14 protein-coding genes are annotated in these 14,571 nt (G+C 67.1%); 6 read left to right on the forward strand and 8 right to left on the reverse strand.

Annotated elements, in window-relative coordinates:
* The 6 genes from IAG39_RS07940 (at position 1) to IAG39_RS07965 (ending at position 5,283) form a co-directional block, all read left to right on the forward strand.
* Positions 1-1,098, forward strand: a complete 1,098-nt coding sequence (locus IAG39_RS07940; RefSeq protein ID WP_059379567.1) for a M14 family metallopeptidase — start codon at positions 1-3, stop codon at positions 1,096-1,098.
* Positions 1,095-2,639 (forward strand): class I adenylate-forming enzyme family protein, encoded by a 1,545-nt coding sequence (locus tag IAG39_RS07945; protein WP_118933719.1) that lies wholly within the window; start codon positions 1,095-1,097, stop codon positions 2,637-2,639. Before IAG39_RS07940 ends, IAG39_RS07945 begins: the two co-directional genes overlap by 4 nt.
* The gene (locus IAG39_RS07950; protein ID WP_118933720.1) at positions 2,636-3,643 is read left to right on the forward strand and encodes a zinc-binding dehydrogenase; all 1,008 of its coding nucleotides are present in this window, start codon (positions 2,636-2,638) and stop codon (positions 3,641-3,643) included. The genes IAG39_RS07945 and IAG39_RS07950 overlap by 4 nt, the downstream gene beginning before the upstream one ends.
* Positions 3,640-4,056, forward strand: coding sequence for a PaaI family thioesterase (locus IAG39_RS07955; protein WP_059379564.1), 417 nt, complete (start codon positions 3,640-3,642; stop codon positions 4,054-4,056). Before IAG39_RS07950 ends, IAG39_RS07955 begins: the two co-directional genes overlap by 4 nt.
* A gap of 188 nt (positions 4,057-4,244) precedes the next feature.
* Entirely contained in the window at positions 4,245-4,955 is a 711-nt protein-coding gene (locus tag IAG39_RS07960; protein ID WP_118933721.1) for a GntR family transcriptional regulator, read from the forward strand.
* Between the two features lie 13 nt (positions 4,956-4,968).
* Positions 4,969-5,283: a hypothetical protein gene (locus IAG39_RS07965; protein WP_118933722.1), complete on the forward strand. Its 315-nt coding sequence runs from the start codon at positions 4,969-4,971 to the stop codon at positions 5,281-5,283.
* A gap of 27 nt (positions 5,284-5,310) precedes the next feature.
* On the opposite strand, the gene IAG39_RS07970 is transcribed toward IAG39_RS07965, so the two are convergent.
* The 8 genes from IAG39_RS07970 to IAG39_RS08005 all read right to left on the reverse strand — a co-directional run bounded on the left by IAG39_RS07970 (position 5,311) and on the right by IAG39_RS08005 (position 14,523).
* A complete protein-coding gene (locus IAG39_RS07970; RefSeq protein WP_118933723.1) occupies positions 5,311-5,913 on the reverse strand; it encodes a LysE/ArgO family amino acid transporter in 603 nt (200 codons plus the stop codon).
* Positions 5,914-6,051: 138 nt separating this feature from the next.
* Positions 6,052-7,068, reverse strand: coding sequence for a porin (locus IAG39_RS07975; protein WP_059379586.1), 1,017 nt, complete (start codon positions 7,066-7,068; stop codon positions 6,052-6,054).
* Between the two features lie 95 nt (positions 7,069-7,163).
* Entirely contained in the window at positions 7,164-9,044 is a 1,881-nt protein-coding gene (locus tag IAG39_RS07980; protein WP_118933724.1) for a CocE/NonD family hydrolase, read from the reverse strand.
* On the reverse strand, positions 9,041-10,645 hold the full coding sequence (locus IAG39_RS07985; protein ID WP_118933725.1) for an ABC transporter substrate-binding protein: 1,605 nt from the start codon (positions 10,643-10,645) through the stop codon (positions 9,041-9,043). The genes IAG39_RS07980 and IAG39_RS07985 overlap by 4 nt, the downstream gene beginning before the upstream one ends.
* Positions 10,642-11,664 carry an ABC transporter ATP-binding protein gene (locus IAG39_RS07990; protein ID WP_410469173.1) on the reverse strand — a complete coding sequence of 341 codons (1,023 nt, stop codon included), beginning with the start codon at positions 11,662-11,664 and terminating at the stop codon, positions 10,642-10,644. The genes IAG39_RS07985 and IAG39_RS07990 overlap by 4 nt, the downstream gene beginning before the upstream one ends.
* Complete coding sequence (locus IAG39_RS07995) at positions 11,661-12,644, reverse strand: ABC transporter ATP-binding protein (RefSeq protein ID WP_059379558.1); 984 nt, start codon at positions 12,642-12,644, stop codon at positions 11,661-11,663. Before IAG39_RS07995 ends, IAG39_RS07990 begins: the two co-directional genes overlap by 4 nt.
* An 8-nt stretch (positions 12,645-12,652) precedes the next feature.
* Positions 12,653-13,537 carry an ABC transporter permease gene (locus tag IAG39_RS08000; RefSeq protein WP_223283369.1) on the reverse strand — a complete coding sequence of 295 codons (885 nt, stop codon included), beginning with the start codon at positions 13,535-13,537 and terminating at the stop codon, positions 12,653-12,655.
* Positions 13,538-13,548: 11 nt separating this feature from the next.
* The gene (locus tag IAG39_RS08005; protein ID WP_059379556.1) at positions 13,549-14,523 is read right to left on the reverse strand and encodes an ABC transporter permease; all 975 of its coding nucleotides are present in this window, start codon (positions 14,521-14,523) and stop codon (positions 13,549-13,551) included.
* Positions 14,524-14,571 lie beyond the last annotated feature (48 nt).

Raw genomic sequence — 14,571 nt, forward strand, 5'->3', positions numbered from 1 at the left:
ATGGAATTCCATCAATGCTACGCGCTCGACTATGGCCGGGCGCGCGACAAGTTCCGGGCGGCAGCCGCGGGCGCAGGCGGACGCCTGGCCGAGTACACGCACGCAGGCGCGCGGGCGCCGGGCGGCACGGCGCTGGTGACCGACGTGGCCTGCTTCGGCCGCGCCGACGCGCCGCGCCGCCTGCTGGTGATCAGCGGCACGCACGGACTCGAGGGCTTCTTCGGCTCGGCCGCGCAGATCGCGTGGATGTTGGGCGGCGGCCCCGCGGCGCTCGACCCGGACGTGGCGGTGGTCATGGTGCATGCCATCAACCCCTGGGGCTTCGCGCACCTGAGCCGCACCACTGAAAACAACGTGGACCTGAATCGAAACTTCATCGGACATGAGGGAGCGCCGCCCGCCAACCCCGACTATGCGCTGCTGCATCCGCTGCTGCTGCGCGACGAATGGAGCCGCGCGGAGGTTGCGGCCGCGCAGCAGGCCATGGAGGATTTCGCGGCCAGCCATGGCGAGGATCGCTTGTACGACACGCTGGCGCGCGGCCAGTACTCCCATCCGGACGGCCTGAACTACGGCGGCAAGGGACGGGAATGGTCCAACCTGACGCTGGAGCGCATTGTCCGCGACCACCTGGCCGGCGCGGGCAAGGTCGCCCTGATCGATTGGCATACGGGCATAGGCGGATACGGCGAGCCGTTCTTCCTGTGCTTCAACGAGGAGGGCGGGCCGCTGCATGACCTGGCGGTGCAGTGGTGGGGCAAGGAGCGCATCGTCGGCCAGCGGCCGCACGGCAAGTCGCGCCCGAATTATCAAGGCCTGTTGTTCTATGGCGTGCAATCCTTCCTGGGCGACGTGCCGATGTGCGGCGCCGTGATCGAGTTCGGCACGCGCGGCTGGCACATGCGCCGCTTGCTGCGTCTGGACCTGTGGCTGAAATTCAAGGCGGACCCGGAGAGCGAGCGCTACGAGATGCTGCGCGCGGACCTGCTGGACTCGTTCTGCCCGGTGGACCAGATCTGGCGCGAAGGTACGCTGCGCCACTCGCAGGAGATCACGCGGCAGGCGGTGGAGGGGCTGACGGGCTGGAAGGATGCATGATGGCCGCATCCGCCAACCTGGGCGTGCTGTTTTCGCCGGACCATGACGCGAACGCCGTCGCCCTGATCGACCTGGGCGGCGAGGCCGGACCGCGCAGTTATACCTATGGCGAGCTTGATGCGCAGGCCGACGGCGTGGCGCGCGGGCTGCGGGCGCGCGGTTTGGCCCCGGGCGCGCGGGTGGCGATCCTGTCGGCCAATCGCATGGAGTTCCTGGCCGCCTATCTGGGAATCATGCGCGCCGGCTTGGTCGCGGTGCCGGTGAACCACCGGCTGCCAGCGGCAGGCATCGAGTTCATCCTGCAGGATTGCGGCGCCAGCCTGGTGTTCTGCGACGCGTTGCGGCGCGGACTCTGCACGGCGCAATTGCCGATGGTCGAGTTCGGGGCGGACGGCCCTGAAGGCTATGCCGCGTTCCTTGTTCCTGGCCCCTGGGAGGCAGAGCCCGTGGTCCCGGGGCAGGCCGCCTTGTTCCTTTACACGTCCGGGTCCACCGGTCGTCCCAAGGGCGTGATGCTGTCGCACGCTGGCTACCTCTGGACGGTGCGCCAGCGCATCGCGGCGACGGATTACTCAGGCCACCGCTTCCTGGTGGCGGCGCCCCTGTATCACATGAATGCGCTCAACACCGTCAAGCTGGCGCTCGCGGGCCGGGGCAGCCTGGTGCTGATGCCGCAGTTCGAACCCGCGGGCTATCTGGACGCGATACCGCGCTACCGCTGCACCTGGCTGACCGCGATACCCACCATGATCGCGTTGCTGGCCCGCGAGACCGCGCTGGCGGCGCAGGCGGACCTGTCCTCGGTGGCCATGGTGCGGCTGGGGTCCGAGCCGCTTACGCAACGCATCGCCGACAGCGCGCGCGCCATGTTCCCGCGCGCGGCCATCGGCAACGGCTACGGCGCGACCGAAACCGGCGCGCTGGTGTTCGGCCCGCATCCCGACGGGCTGGCACAGCCGGTGTTGTCCGTCGGGTATCCGCACCCGGCGGTGCAGGTGAGGCTGGCCGACGGCGACAACCTCGACGCCGCGGCAGGCGTGTTGCAAGTCCGCTCCGCGGCCCTGATGCTGGGCTATCACGCCTTGCCGCAGCAGACCGCGGCGGCCATGACGGAGGACGGCTTCTATATCACCGGCGACGTGATGCGTCGCGACGAGAACGGCTTCCATTACTTCGTGGGCCGGGCCGATGACATGTTCGTTTGCGGCGGCGAAAACATCTATCCCGGCGAGGTCGAGAAGATGCTGGAGCGTCATCCCGCCATTTTCCAGGCTTGCGTCGTGCCGCTGCCCGATGCGCTCAAGGGCATGAAGCCGGTTGCGCTGGTGGTGCTGCGTCCCGATGCGGTCTTGTCCGAACGGGAGGTCAAGGACCACGCGCTGGCTCATGGGCCGGCCTATCAGCACCCGCGGGCGGTGCGCTTTGTCGACGAGATGCCCGTCAGCAGCACGGGCAAGGTCAACCGCAAGGCGGCCGCGCAGCTGGCCGCCGAGCTGATGTTCAACCCAACCATCCTCAATCAGAGCAAGGAGCATCCATGAAGGCAGTAGTCATTCACGGACATGGCGGTCCGGAGGTCATGCAATATGACTCCGCGTTCCCCGATCCGAAGGCGGGCGAGGGCGACGTGATCCTGCGGGTCAAGGCGACGTCGATCAACTATCACGACGTCTTCACGCGCCGGGGCATGCCGGGCATCAAGCTGGATTTCCCGGTCATCATGGGCCTGGACGTGGCCGGCGAGATCGTCGAGGTCGGCTCGGGCGTCGAGGGCTGGGCGGTGGGCGACCGGGTGCTGGTCGATCCCATCAACCGGGCCGAGGGCGGCCTGATGGGGGAAACCGTCCACGGCGGCCTGGCGGAGCTGTGCAAGGCGCGCGTGCACCAGCTGATCCGCATCCCGGACGGGGTGAGCTACGAGCAGGCGGCGGCCTTGCCGGTGGCCTTCGGCACGGCCTACCGGATGATGCACACCATAGGACAGGTCCAGGCCGGGGAAAAAGTGCTGGTGCTGGGCGCCAGCGGCGGCGTGGGCGTGGGCTGCGTGATGCTGGCGAAGATTGCGGGCGCCGAGGTCGTCGCCTGCGCCAGCAGCGAGTCCAAGATGCAGCGCCTGCGCGAACTGGGCGCCGACCATGTCATCAACTACTCGCAGGCGGATTTCGCCCGCGCCATCTACGAACTCTATGGCAAGCCGCACCGTCGCAAGTTCGATGGCGGCGTCGACGTCGCCGTGAACTTCACCGGCGGCGATACCTGGGTCAAGTCCATGCGCTGCCTGCGGCGCGGCGGCCGGCTGCTGACTTGCGGCGCCACCGCGGGCTACGACCCGCAGACCGATCTGCGTTTCATCTGGACCTTCGAGCTGAACATCCGCGGCTCCAACGGCTGGATGCGCGAGGATCTGGATGCCTTGCTGGCGCTGGTGCAGTCGGGAAAGATGCAGGTTCCGGTGGACCGCGTGCTGAGCCTGGATGAGGCGGGCGAGGCGCTGCGCCTGATCGAGGACCGCGAAGTCATGGGCAAAGTGGTGGTGACGCCATGAGCGAAGTGATGACGATCGAAGAAATGCAGCAGCGTCTGCAGCGGGCCCCCTTCAACAGCTTCATGGGGCTTACCGTGCTGTCCGCCGACTACGACAGGCAGGAGATCGTGATGCAGATGAAGCTGCGTCCGGAATTCGAGCGCATGGCGGGCAGCGGGCAATTTCATGGCGGCGTGATCGCGGCGATGATAGACGCGGTCGGCCAGTACGTGCTGATGATGATGCTGGGCAAGCCGCTGGCGACCATCAACTTCCGCACGGACTATCTGCGTCCGGCCACCAACACCAGCCTGCGCGCCGTGGGCCGGGTGCTGCGCATGGGCAAGAGCATATGCGTGTCGGATGTGGAGGTGCGCGACGATGCCGACAAGCTGGTGGCGGTAGGCCGCGCCAACTACGCCACGCCATCCTGAACGCGGCCGGCGGCCCGCCGGGCCGCCGGCCGCGATGCGTCCGGAGCCATTACAATCATCAACGCTTGCCCCCCTCTGATCGAGGCCGAATTCGCAGCCGCGGCGAACGCGATCCGCTCGCCGCCGCGCCGTCTCCCGCCGTGATGCCCGGCGGCCGGCGCAGGCTTCCGCAGCCCAAGACGAAAACAATGAACATGACAAGCATTGAACCGGCGGAAAAAGGTCGACGCGCTTTCTCGCACGTGCTGGAGAAGCTGCGCGAGATGGTGATTTCCTATGAAATCAAACCCGGCGAACGCCTCAATGAGGTCGCCCTGGCCGAACGCCTGGGCGTCAGCCGCACGCCGGTGCGGGAGGCCTTGCATCTGCTGGCGCGAGACGGTTTCCTGGAGGAAGCCGGACGCGGTTATGTGCGGCGCCAGCTGAATCTCAAGGAAATGATCGATCTCTACGAGACCCGCGAGGTGCTGGAACTCGCCTGTCTGCAACTGGCCTTCGAGCGCGCCACGCCGCAGAAGCTGGATGCGCTGGAGGCTTTCCTGGCGGACAGCCGTAGCAAGTCGCCGGACCTGCCGGTCACGCAGCTCGTGCACCTGGACGAAACTTTCCACCAGATGCTGGCGGAGATGTCGGGAAATCTGGAATTGCAGCGGGTGTTGGGCAACGTGAACGAACGCATCCGTTTCATCCGCTGGATCAACATGGAACGCATAGGGCGCGACAAGACCCAGGCTGAGCATGTTGCGATACTGGCCGCCCTGCGCGCGGGCGATCTCGCCGCCGCGCAGCGGAACCTGCGCAGCCATATTTCCAAGCGTACCGAACAGATCAAGGAATCGATCGCGCAAGGGCTGGCCCGGATCTACCTGGACGGGGTCGAAGACCTGCACGACGCCTGAAAAGGAACACACAATGAGAACATCCTTGCTTTTCCTGGCCGCCATCGTGACGGGCTGCGCCAGCGGTTCCAGCGACCTGCTGACCCAATCGAAGGTGGCCGCCATCAAGCTCAACGTCACCACCTACGAGGAGATGGTCCGGGACTACGGCCCGCCCCGCTCGCAGGGCGTCGGCCGCGATGGGCTGACGACGGCCACGTGGTTCTATTTCGACAATAGCGCCTATGGCGCGATGGACAACCAGCAGACGCTGACCGTGATCTTCAACCAGGACCGCACGGTGAAGGACTATGTGAACGCGTCCGCCGGGTCCGGCAAGAGCCGCTAGGCCGCGCAGGGGCCGCGGCCCCTGCGTTCAGAGCACCAGCTTCAGCCCGATCGCGAACATGGCCGCGGCGACGCAGCCGTCCAGCACCCGCCACGCATTGGGATTGGCGAAGACCGGCCGCAGCAGGCGCGCGCCATAGCCCAGCGCAAAGAAGAAGGCGAACGACGCCGATATCGCGCCCAGCGCGAAGGCGGTCTTGTGGCCGTCGTACTGGCTGGAGACCGAGCCCAGCAGCACCACGGTGTCCAGATACACGTGCGGATTGAGCCAGGTCAGGGCCAGGCAGGTCGCCAGCGCGGCGGCGCGTCCCGCGGTCTGGGTGGATGAGGGCGTGAGGCTGTCGTGGCGGGCGCGCAGCGCCGATATCAGGCTGCGCGCGGCATAGGCGAACAGGAATAGCGCGCCGCCGTAGCGCAGCGCGGACTCGAGCCAGGGCAGGGCGCCTACCGCCAAGCCGAAGCCGGCCACGCCGGCGCTGATCAGGATGGCGTCGGACAGGGCGCAGGTCAGGCAGACGGCAAAGACATGTTCCTGGCGCAGGCCTTGGCGCAGTACGAACGCGTTTTGCGCGCCGATCGCCATGATGAGGCTCAGGCCGAGCAGGAATCCGGGAATGTAGGCGGTGGTCATCGATACCCTTGAACGTAGGGCGACAGACTAGCCTTGTCTGGATGATTAGGACAGCTAATTATCCTAACCCATATTCAGTTCCTCTAATTTTCCGGTGGACACGCCCGGAAGGTCCCGGGCGCATTGATCCCTCAGGCTTTAGAACATGTGGCGGATGCCCGCCGAAGTCTGCAGCGTATGGGATTCCCGGATGTCCAGCCGGTTCACGTAGGCGTAGAGGTTGGTGCGCTTGGACAGGTCGTACTGGTAGCCCAGCGCCCAGCCGGTGATGTCGGAAGTCGTGGCGCGCTGGTAGGAGGCCATCACCTTGCCGGCCTTGCCCGTGGGTACGGTCACGCCGGCGATGTAGGAGTTGACGTTGTCATAGCCGGCCGAGGGCCCGCTGTTGGCATTGCGCAGATTGCCGTAGGTGCCGTGCAGGGTGATCCACTCGAAGTCATAGGAGCCCGCGGCCTGGAAATTGGTGGCGTTCTTCTTGCTGGGCTGCAGCGCGTTGGGGTTCAGGCGTTCATAGGTCAGCGCGGCGGCGATGGGGCCCTTGTTGTAGCGCAGACCTGCAGTCAGGACGCGGTCGTGGTTGTCCGTGGCGAATTCGTTGCCGTCGTTGGCTTCGAAGCTGTAACCCAGTCCGGCCTGCCAGCCGTTCATCCGCGGCGTGGCGTAGAACACGGCATTGTTGACGCGGCCGCCCGCGCCGAAATCGCCGTCGTTGTAGCCCAGCACGGCGTTGTTGGAGCTCTGGCTCCAGCCGGTGCCGAAGGGCGAACCTACCCCAGCCCACTCGAAGCCGTAGACCCACTGGCGGCCCAGGCGCACTTCACCGAAGCCGCCCGCCAGGCCGACGTAGGCCCAGCGTCCGAACATGCGTCCTTGCGCCTGGGTGCCGTTGTTGGCATTGAAGCCGCTTTCCAGGCGGAAGACCGCCTTGTAGCCGTTGCCCAGGTCTTCGCTGCCGCGCAGGCCCCAGCGCGAACCGGATTGGTTGCCGCTCTTCTGGCGCAGGCTGGATTCGCCATCCTTGCGCTCATAGAGCATGCCCAGGTCGACCAGGCCGTACAGCGTGACCGTGCTGGTTTCGGCCGCCTGCGCCGGACTCATGCAGGAAAGGGCCAGCGCCGCGCCCAGGAATTTGCGTTGTCTCAGCTTTTTTTTCAAGGTGATCCCCATTGATGTTGTGTTGCGGATGGACGAACGACCTCTGCCGCCCGCGCGGTGCGCGGATGGCAGGGGGTAAAACACGGGTGGCCGGGTCAGGGCGCCGGCAAGGGCGTCAGCGCTTGCGGATCGGCGATGTGCAGCGTGAGGCTGCAACCATGGACCGAGGACAGATGCAGGGCGTTGAGGGCGATGCGCTTCTCGCGGGCATCGGCCGCCGTTTCCCCGCTATTGGGATTGACGTCGTACTTGGGAAAGTTGCTGCTGGATATGTCCAGGCGGATCCGGTGCCCCCGCTTGAACAGATTGCAGGTGGCGAAGGGTTCGATCTTGATTTCATAGACCTTGCCAGGCACCAGCGCCGCCGGTTTCTCCCAGGACTCATGGAAGCGGCAGCGAAAGATGCCGTCGGTCAGGTTCAGGGCATAGCCTTCGGGATAGTCGGGGTTGGCGGGATAGACGTCGATGAGCTTGGCGGTGAAGTCGGTGTCGGGGCAATCGGATGAGATGCTGAGCTTGACCGTGACCGGGCCGACGACGGCCAGATCCTGCTCCAGCGGTTCGGTCTGGAACACGACGACGTCATCGCGCGAGGCCAGCGGCAGGCCGGCCTGCTCGATGCCGAAGAAGCGGGCATCCTCGCGCTGGTCGAAGCCGCCGCCCACGAACACCGGCTGGCCGGACGTGAGCGCGCCGCCGATGGTGGGCACGGGACGCCGCGGATCGGCCTGGTAGCGGATGCTGGCGTGCGCGGCTTGCGGCGGTTCCAGCCGCAAGCTGCCGTCCGCATGCAGGAAGTAGGGCGTGGCGCGGGCCTGCGGCACCGGCCAGGTCTCGGCCTGCACCCACTGGCCGCCGTGCTCGAAGCGGCCCGCCGCATCGCGCCGGCCGCTGCCGCCGCCCATCAGGAACAGGCGGGCGACCGGGTCGCAAGCGGCGGGGCTGGCGTCCTGCTGCAGCCAGCGGCGGAACCAGGACAGGCGGAACTCCAGCCAGTTGCGGGCGATGTGGCCGTCGAACGCCGCTGCCGATCCGAACTCGGCGTCGCCGCTATGCGTGATGTTGCGGTCGCCATGCAGCCAGGGGCCCATGATGAGCCGCAGCGGCGCGTTTCTGCCGGCGCCCAGCCCCTCGAAGTTCTCCATGGTGGTGCGCACGTAGGCGTCGTACCAGCTGGACATCAGCACCACCGGAATGTCGGGGATGGCGTCATAGTAGCCCTGGGCATAGATGCCCAGCTGGCGCCAGGATTCGTCGAAGGACTCGGCGCGCCATTGCTCGAACAGATAGTCTTCATACTCCGGCACGGCCGACAGCGGCGAATGGCCTGGGCGCCAGGGCATGCGCGCGAACCACTGGCGGATGTCCTGGGCTTCGAGCGCGGCGAGCACCACCGGGTCTTCCTGGGCGGCCGGGCTGAGCTTGGCCTGCTTGTAGGCCCAGGTCGCCTGCTTCAGCTCGAAGGCGCCGGATTGGCGGATGCCGCACTGGTAGCCGTTGGAAAAGCCGCCGGAATCCAGCACCATGCAGGCCAGGCCCGGCGGGTTCATGCAGGCCAGCGCCATCTGCGTGTGCGCGCCATAGGAAAGGCCCATGGTGCCCACCTTGCCGTTGCACCAGGGCTGGGCGGTGATCCACGCCATCGTGTCGTAGCCGTCCGGCCCTTCGGACAGGTACTTGGTGAACTGGCCCTCGGAATCGTAGCGGCCGCGGCAGTCCTGGAACACGACGGCGAAGCCGTGCTGCGCGAAATAGCGCGCGATGCCGGGGCGCGGCTGGCCTTGCACGCCGTCGATCTGCTCGGAACGGGAGATATCGGCCTTGCCGTAGGGCGTGCGCTCAAGAATTACGGGCAGGGGCGCGCTCGTGCCGGGCAGGTAGCCCGGGGGGAAGTACACGTCGGTGGCCAGCAGCACGCCGTCGCGCATGCGCACTTTCTGGTTGGGCAGGTCCGCGAGGGGGCGGGAGGGGCTCATTTTGCTTCCTGTATGTAGACCATGGAGGTCCGTTCCAGCTTGTTGGCGCGCACGACGATGCCGTCGCGGGCGGCCCAGAAGACCACCGGGAAATAAAGCGGCACGATGCCCACGTCGTTGAAGGCGGCCTCGGCGGCTTCGCGCAGCAGCTGGTTGCGGGCGTTCTTGTCGAATTCGGTGGCAGCGCGCGCCAGCAGGCGGTCCACTTCGGGGTTGGAGTAGCGCGCGCGGTTGAAGGCGCCCGTGCCGGCGGCCTTGTCATAGGTGGCCAGCACGTTGGTCAATCCATTGGACGAATCGCTGGTGCTGTTGCCGTACGAGAAGATGAAGGCGCTGTACTGCTGCTTGCTGCTGGCGCCGGCATAGACGTTGTAGGGCTGGGTGACCACGCCGTTGATGCGCAGGCCGGCGCGCGCCATCATCTGCGCCAGCGCCTGCGCCAGGTCGCCGTCGCTAGCGAAGCGGTCGTTGGAGGAATGCACGGTCAGGCCGAAGCCCTTGGGGTAGCCGGCCTCGGCCAGCAGCTTGCGCGCGCCTTCCGGGTCATAGGCGGGCGGCGCCAGCGCGGGTGAGTAACCGCCCAGTCCTTCAGGCACCATCTGGCCCGCGGGCGCGCCGGCGCCGCTGAGCAGGCGGTCGGTGATGGGCTCGCGCATGAACATCATGGAGATGGCGCGGCGCACCCGCAGGTCCTTCAGCGGGTTGGCGTCCATGGGCTTGCCCTGGGCGTCGGTGACGTACGGACTCTTGTCGCGCGCCGAGTCCAGCGCCAGGTAGATCAGGCGGGCCGAGGCGGACTGGTACAGGACATAGCCGGGCCGGCTCCGCAGCTTCTTCGTGTCGGTGGGCGGCACGCTGTCGATCAGGTCGACCGAGCCCGACAGCAAGGCGGCCAGGCGCGCGGCGTCGTTGGAGATATAGCGGATCACGACGCGGTCGAAATCCGGCCGCTTGCCCCAGTACTGCTCGTTGCGCTCCAGTTCCAGGCTGTCGCCCGGTTGCCAGCGCTTGTACTTGTAGGGGCCGGTGCCGATGGCGGCCAGGCCGGCATTGAAGTCTTCCGAGCTGCGCCCTTCGGCCGCGCGGCGCGACAGGATGTAGACCAGGCCGATCTGCTCCATCAGGTCAGGGGTGGGTTGCTTGCTGCGGATGCGCAGCGTCAGCGGGTCCACGACCTCGATGCCGGCGATGGAGCGCACCGCGCCGGTGAAGGGCGCGGGACTGTTCGGCACCTTGGGCGCACGCTGCAGCGAAAACACCACGTCGTCGGCCGTGAACGGCGTACCGTCATGGAAGCGCACGCCGGGGCGCAGCTGGATTTCCCAGAGCGTCGGCTCCAGCGCCTTCCACGACACCGCCAGGCCGGGGCGGATCTGCATGTTCTCGTCGGTCGATACCAGGCGCTCGAAGATGTTTTCGGCCGCGGCCTGGTTGTTGCCCGTGCGCGAGAACAGCGGGTCCATGGACGAGGGCTCGCTGGAGTGGCCGATGGTCAGCAGCGGGCGGGCGTAGGCGCCCGCGGCCGCCGCCAGCAGCGCAGCGGCGAGCAGGGCCTGCAGGCCGCTGCGTAGCAGGGAGGATTTGAGGCTTGCGGCTTTCATGGGCGGATCGTTCCTAGTGCTGGCGCATCCAGCAGATGACAGGCGGCGCGGCGGCCATTGCCCTGCTCCAGCAGCATGGGCTGCTCGGTCTTGCAGCGCGCCATGGCGTGGGGGCAGCGCGGATGGAAATGGCAGCCGGGCGGCGGGTTCAGCGGCGAGGGGATTTCGCCCTTGATGGCATGAAAGCGCCGCTTGCGGTTGGTCAGCCGCGGAACCTCTTCCAGCAGGGCCTGGGTGTAGGGATGCAGCGGCGTCTTGAAGATCTCGGCGGTGGCGCCGGATTCGACGATGCGGCCCAGATACATGATGACGGTGCGGCCGCTGATGCGCTGCACGACGCCCAGGTCGTGGCTGATGAAGAGATAGGTCAGTCCCAGCGTCTCGCGCAGGTCCATGAAGAGATTCAGGATCTGGGCCTGGATCGAGACGTCGAGCGCGGCGATGGATTCGTCGCAGATGAGAAAGCGCGGCTTGACCGCCAGCGCGCGGCCGATGCCCACGCGCTGGCGCTGGCCTCCGGAGAACTGGTGCGGAAAGCGATTGCGGAAATCCGGGTTCAGGCCCACCTGCCGCATGACCTCGACCACGTAGTCGTCGTAGTCGGCGCGCGCCACGATGCCGTGGGCCAGCGGCGCTTCGCCGATGATGTCGCGCACGCGCTTGCGCGGATTCAGCGAGGACATCGGGTCCTGGAAGATCATCTGCGTGGACATGCGCTGGGCATGCGCGGCCTGCCCGGTCAGGGAGGACAGCTCGCCGGCCGGCGTCAGCAGGGTGCCGGAGGTGGGCGGCAGGATGCCGGCCAGCACGCGGCCCAGCGTGGATTTTCCGCAGCCGGACTCGCCGACCAGGCCCACCACTTCGCCTTCATGGATGGCCAGGTCCACGCCGTCCACCGCGTGCACGGTGTGCGACGCCACGCGCGCGCCCAGCAGCCCGGCCAGTCTTTCGGCGTAGTCGGGGCGCTTCACGAACAGGCGCGATACCTGCTGGGCCTGCATCAGGATGGGCGTGTTCAAGAGAGGGCTCCTGTCTGGGGATGAAAGCAGCGCAGCGTGCGTTCCTGCCCGGCCGTGATCTGCGGCTGTTCTTCGCGGCAACGCAGCGTGGCGTGCGCGCAGCGCGGGGAGAAGGCACAGCCTTGCGGCAGCGCGAGCGGCGAGGGCGCCATGCCGGGAATCTGATAGAGGCGCGCGCCGCCCTGGTCGTTGCTGGGCACCGAGCCGATGAGGCCGACGGTGTAGGGATGGCGGGGATGGTCGAGAATGTCTGCGGTGGGGCCGGACTCCACCACCCGGCCCGCATACATCACGCAGACGCGGTCAGCCAGGCCGGCGACCACGGCCAGGTCGTGGCTGACCCAGACCATGGCGGTGCCGGTTTCGGCGCAGAGCTTCTGCATCTCGGCCAGGATCTGCGCCTGGATGGTTACGTCCAGCGCGGTGGTCGGCTCGTCGGCGATGATGAGGTCGGGCTTGTGCAGCATGGCGATGGCGATCGCCACGCGCTGGCGCATGCCGCCGGAGAGCTGGTGCGGGTAGGCCTTCAGGCGTTCTTCGGGCGCGGGGATGCCGACCGCGGCCAGCGTGTCGCGGGCGCGGGCCCAGGCGGCCTTGCGGCTGCAGCGCTCGTGCGCCTGCACCGTTTCGACCATCTGGGTTTCGATGCGGAACACCGGATTCAGGGTCATCATGGGGTCCTGGAACACCATGGCGATGCGGTTGCCGCGCAGTTCGCGCAGTTCCTCGGCCGACAGCGTGGCCAGGTCGCGGCCCTTGAACAGGATCTGGCCGCCGTCGATGCGTCCTGGCGGGTCGATGAGGCCCAGCACGGAGAAGCCCGTGATGGACTTGCCCGAACCGGACTCGCCGACCAGGCCCAGGATCTCGCCCGGGTGGACGTCGAAGCTCACGTCATCGACCGCGCGCACCACACCCGCTCGGGTGTGGAACCAGGTGCGCAGGTTCCTGACGGAAAGCGTGGGGATTGCCGGATTCATGGGACTTCCTATTTCTGCAGGCGGGGATTGAGCGCTTCGCGGATGCGATCGCCCACGATGTTCATGGTGAAGACCACCGTCAGCAGCAGGACGCCCGGATAGACGCTGATCCAGTACAGACCGGCCAGCATCTGCTGGTAGCCGTTGGCGATCAGCAGGCCCAGCGAGGGCTCGGTGACGGGCAGGCCGATGCCGAGGAAGCTGAGCGTAGCCTCGGCCGCGATGGCGTTGGCAGTCTGGATCATGGCGATCACGATGACGGGCGGTACGCAGTTGGGCAGCAACTGGCTGAAGAGCGCGCGCCGGTGGCTCAGGCCCAGGCAGAGCGCGGCCTCCATGTATTCCTTGCGCCGTTCGACCACGGCGGTGGCGCGCACCGCCCGCGCGAAGTAGGCCCACTGCACCACCACCAGGGCGAAGATGACCTTGTCCAGGCCCTGTCCCAGGATCGCCAGCATCATGAGCGCGACCAGGATGGTGGGAAAGCCCAGCATCAGGTCGACCAGACGCATGATCAGGGTGTCCACGCGGCCGCCGAAGTAGGCGGCGGCCAGCCCCAGCACCGTGCCGACCACCATGGCGAACAGGCCGCTGAGCACGCCCACGCCCAGGCTGGTGCGCAAGCCGTACATCATGGCCGACAGCATGTCGCGCCCCTGCGCGTCGGTGCCCAGCCAGTAGGTGTCGCCGTAGACGCCGACGCTGCCAGGCGGCAGGCGGCCGTCCAGGATGGTGATGGCGGCGAGGTCGTAGGGGTTCTGCGGCGCGATCCAGCTGGCGAACAGCGCGGCCAGGACCAGCACGCCGAGGATCGCGGCCGCGATGCTGGCGGCGCGGCTGTCGAGCACGCCGTACAGGGCCTGGCCCAGCGTGGTTTCGCGGTTGAGTTTCATGACGGCGGCTTTCATTCGGCGGCCCCCACGCGGACACGGGGATCGAGGACGGAGTAGATGATGTCCACCAGCAGATTGAGCAGGATGAACATGGTCACCACGATGAGCAGATAGGCGACCACGACGGGGCGGTCCAGCTTCATGATGCTGTCGATGATGAGCTTGCCCACGCCCGGCCAGGCGAAGATGGTCTCGGTGACCGTGGCGAACGCGATCATCGAGCCGAACTCCATGCCGACGACGGTCACGATGGGGATCATGATGTTCTTCAGCACGTGCATGTAGATCACGCGCGATTCGCGCAGGCCCTTGGCGCGCGCGAATTTCACGTAGTCCAGCGGCATGGTCTCGCGCACGCCGCTGCGCGTCAGGCGCACGATGAGAGCGATCTTGAACAACGCCAGATTCAGCGCTGGCAGGATCAGGTGGCGGATGCCGTCCCAGGACGCCAGGCTGGTCTGGATGCCCAGCAGTTCGCCGGTGGGACCGCGCCCGGTGGATGGCAGCCAACCCAGCGTCACCGAGAAGATCAGCACCAGCATGATGCCCTGCCAGAAGTTGGGCAGCGAAAAGCCCAGGATGGAGCCGGTCATGATGCCGCGGTCCAGCGCCGAGTCAGGCTTCAGGCCCGCGACCAGGCCCAGCGGCAGGCCGATGGCCAGGGCCAGCAGCAGGGCGACGAAAGCCAGTTCCAGCGTGGCGGGCAGCCGTTGCAGGATCAGCTGGATGGCGGGCTGGTTGTAGACGAAGGACGTGCCCAGGTCTCCATGCAGCGCGTTGCCGACGAATTTCAGGTACTGCTGATAGAGCGGCAGATCCAGGCCCAGCGACGCCACGGCCTGGGCGATTTCCGCTTGCGAGGCGTCGGCCGGCACCAGGATTTCGATGGGGTCGCCGATGGCATAGACGCCGGCGAACACGATGAGCGACGTCAAGGCCAGGATCACGACGCTTTGGCAGAGCCGGCGGATAATGAACGCGGTCATGGCGCGGCGCGGCGACAGGAGGGGCGTGGGACAGCAGCGCGCATTTTG

This window comes from Achromobacter xylosoxidans, assembly GCF_014490035.1.
Taxonomy (GTDB): domain Bacteria; phylum Pseudomonadota; class Gammaproteobacteria; order Burkholderiales; family Burkholderiaceae_B; genus Achromobacter; species Achromobacter bronchisepticus_A.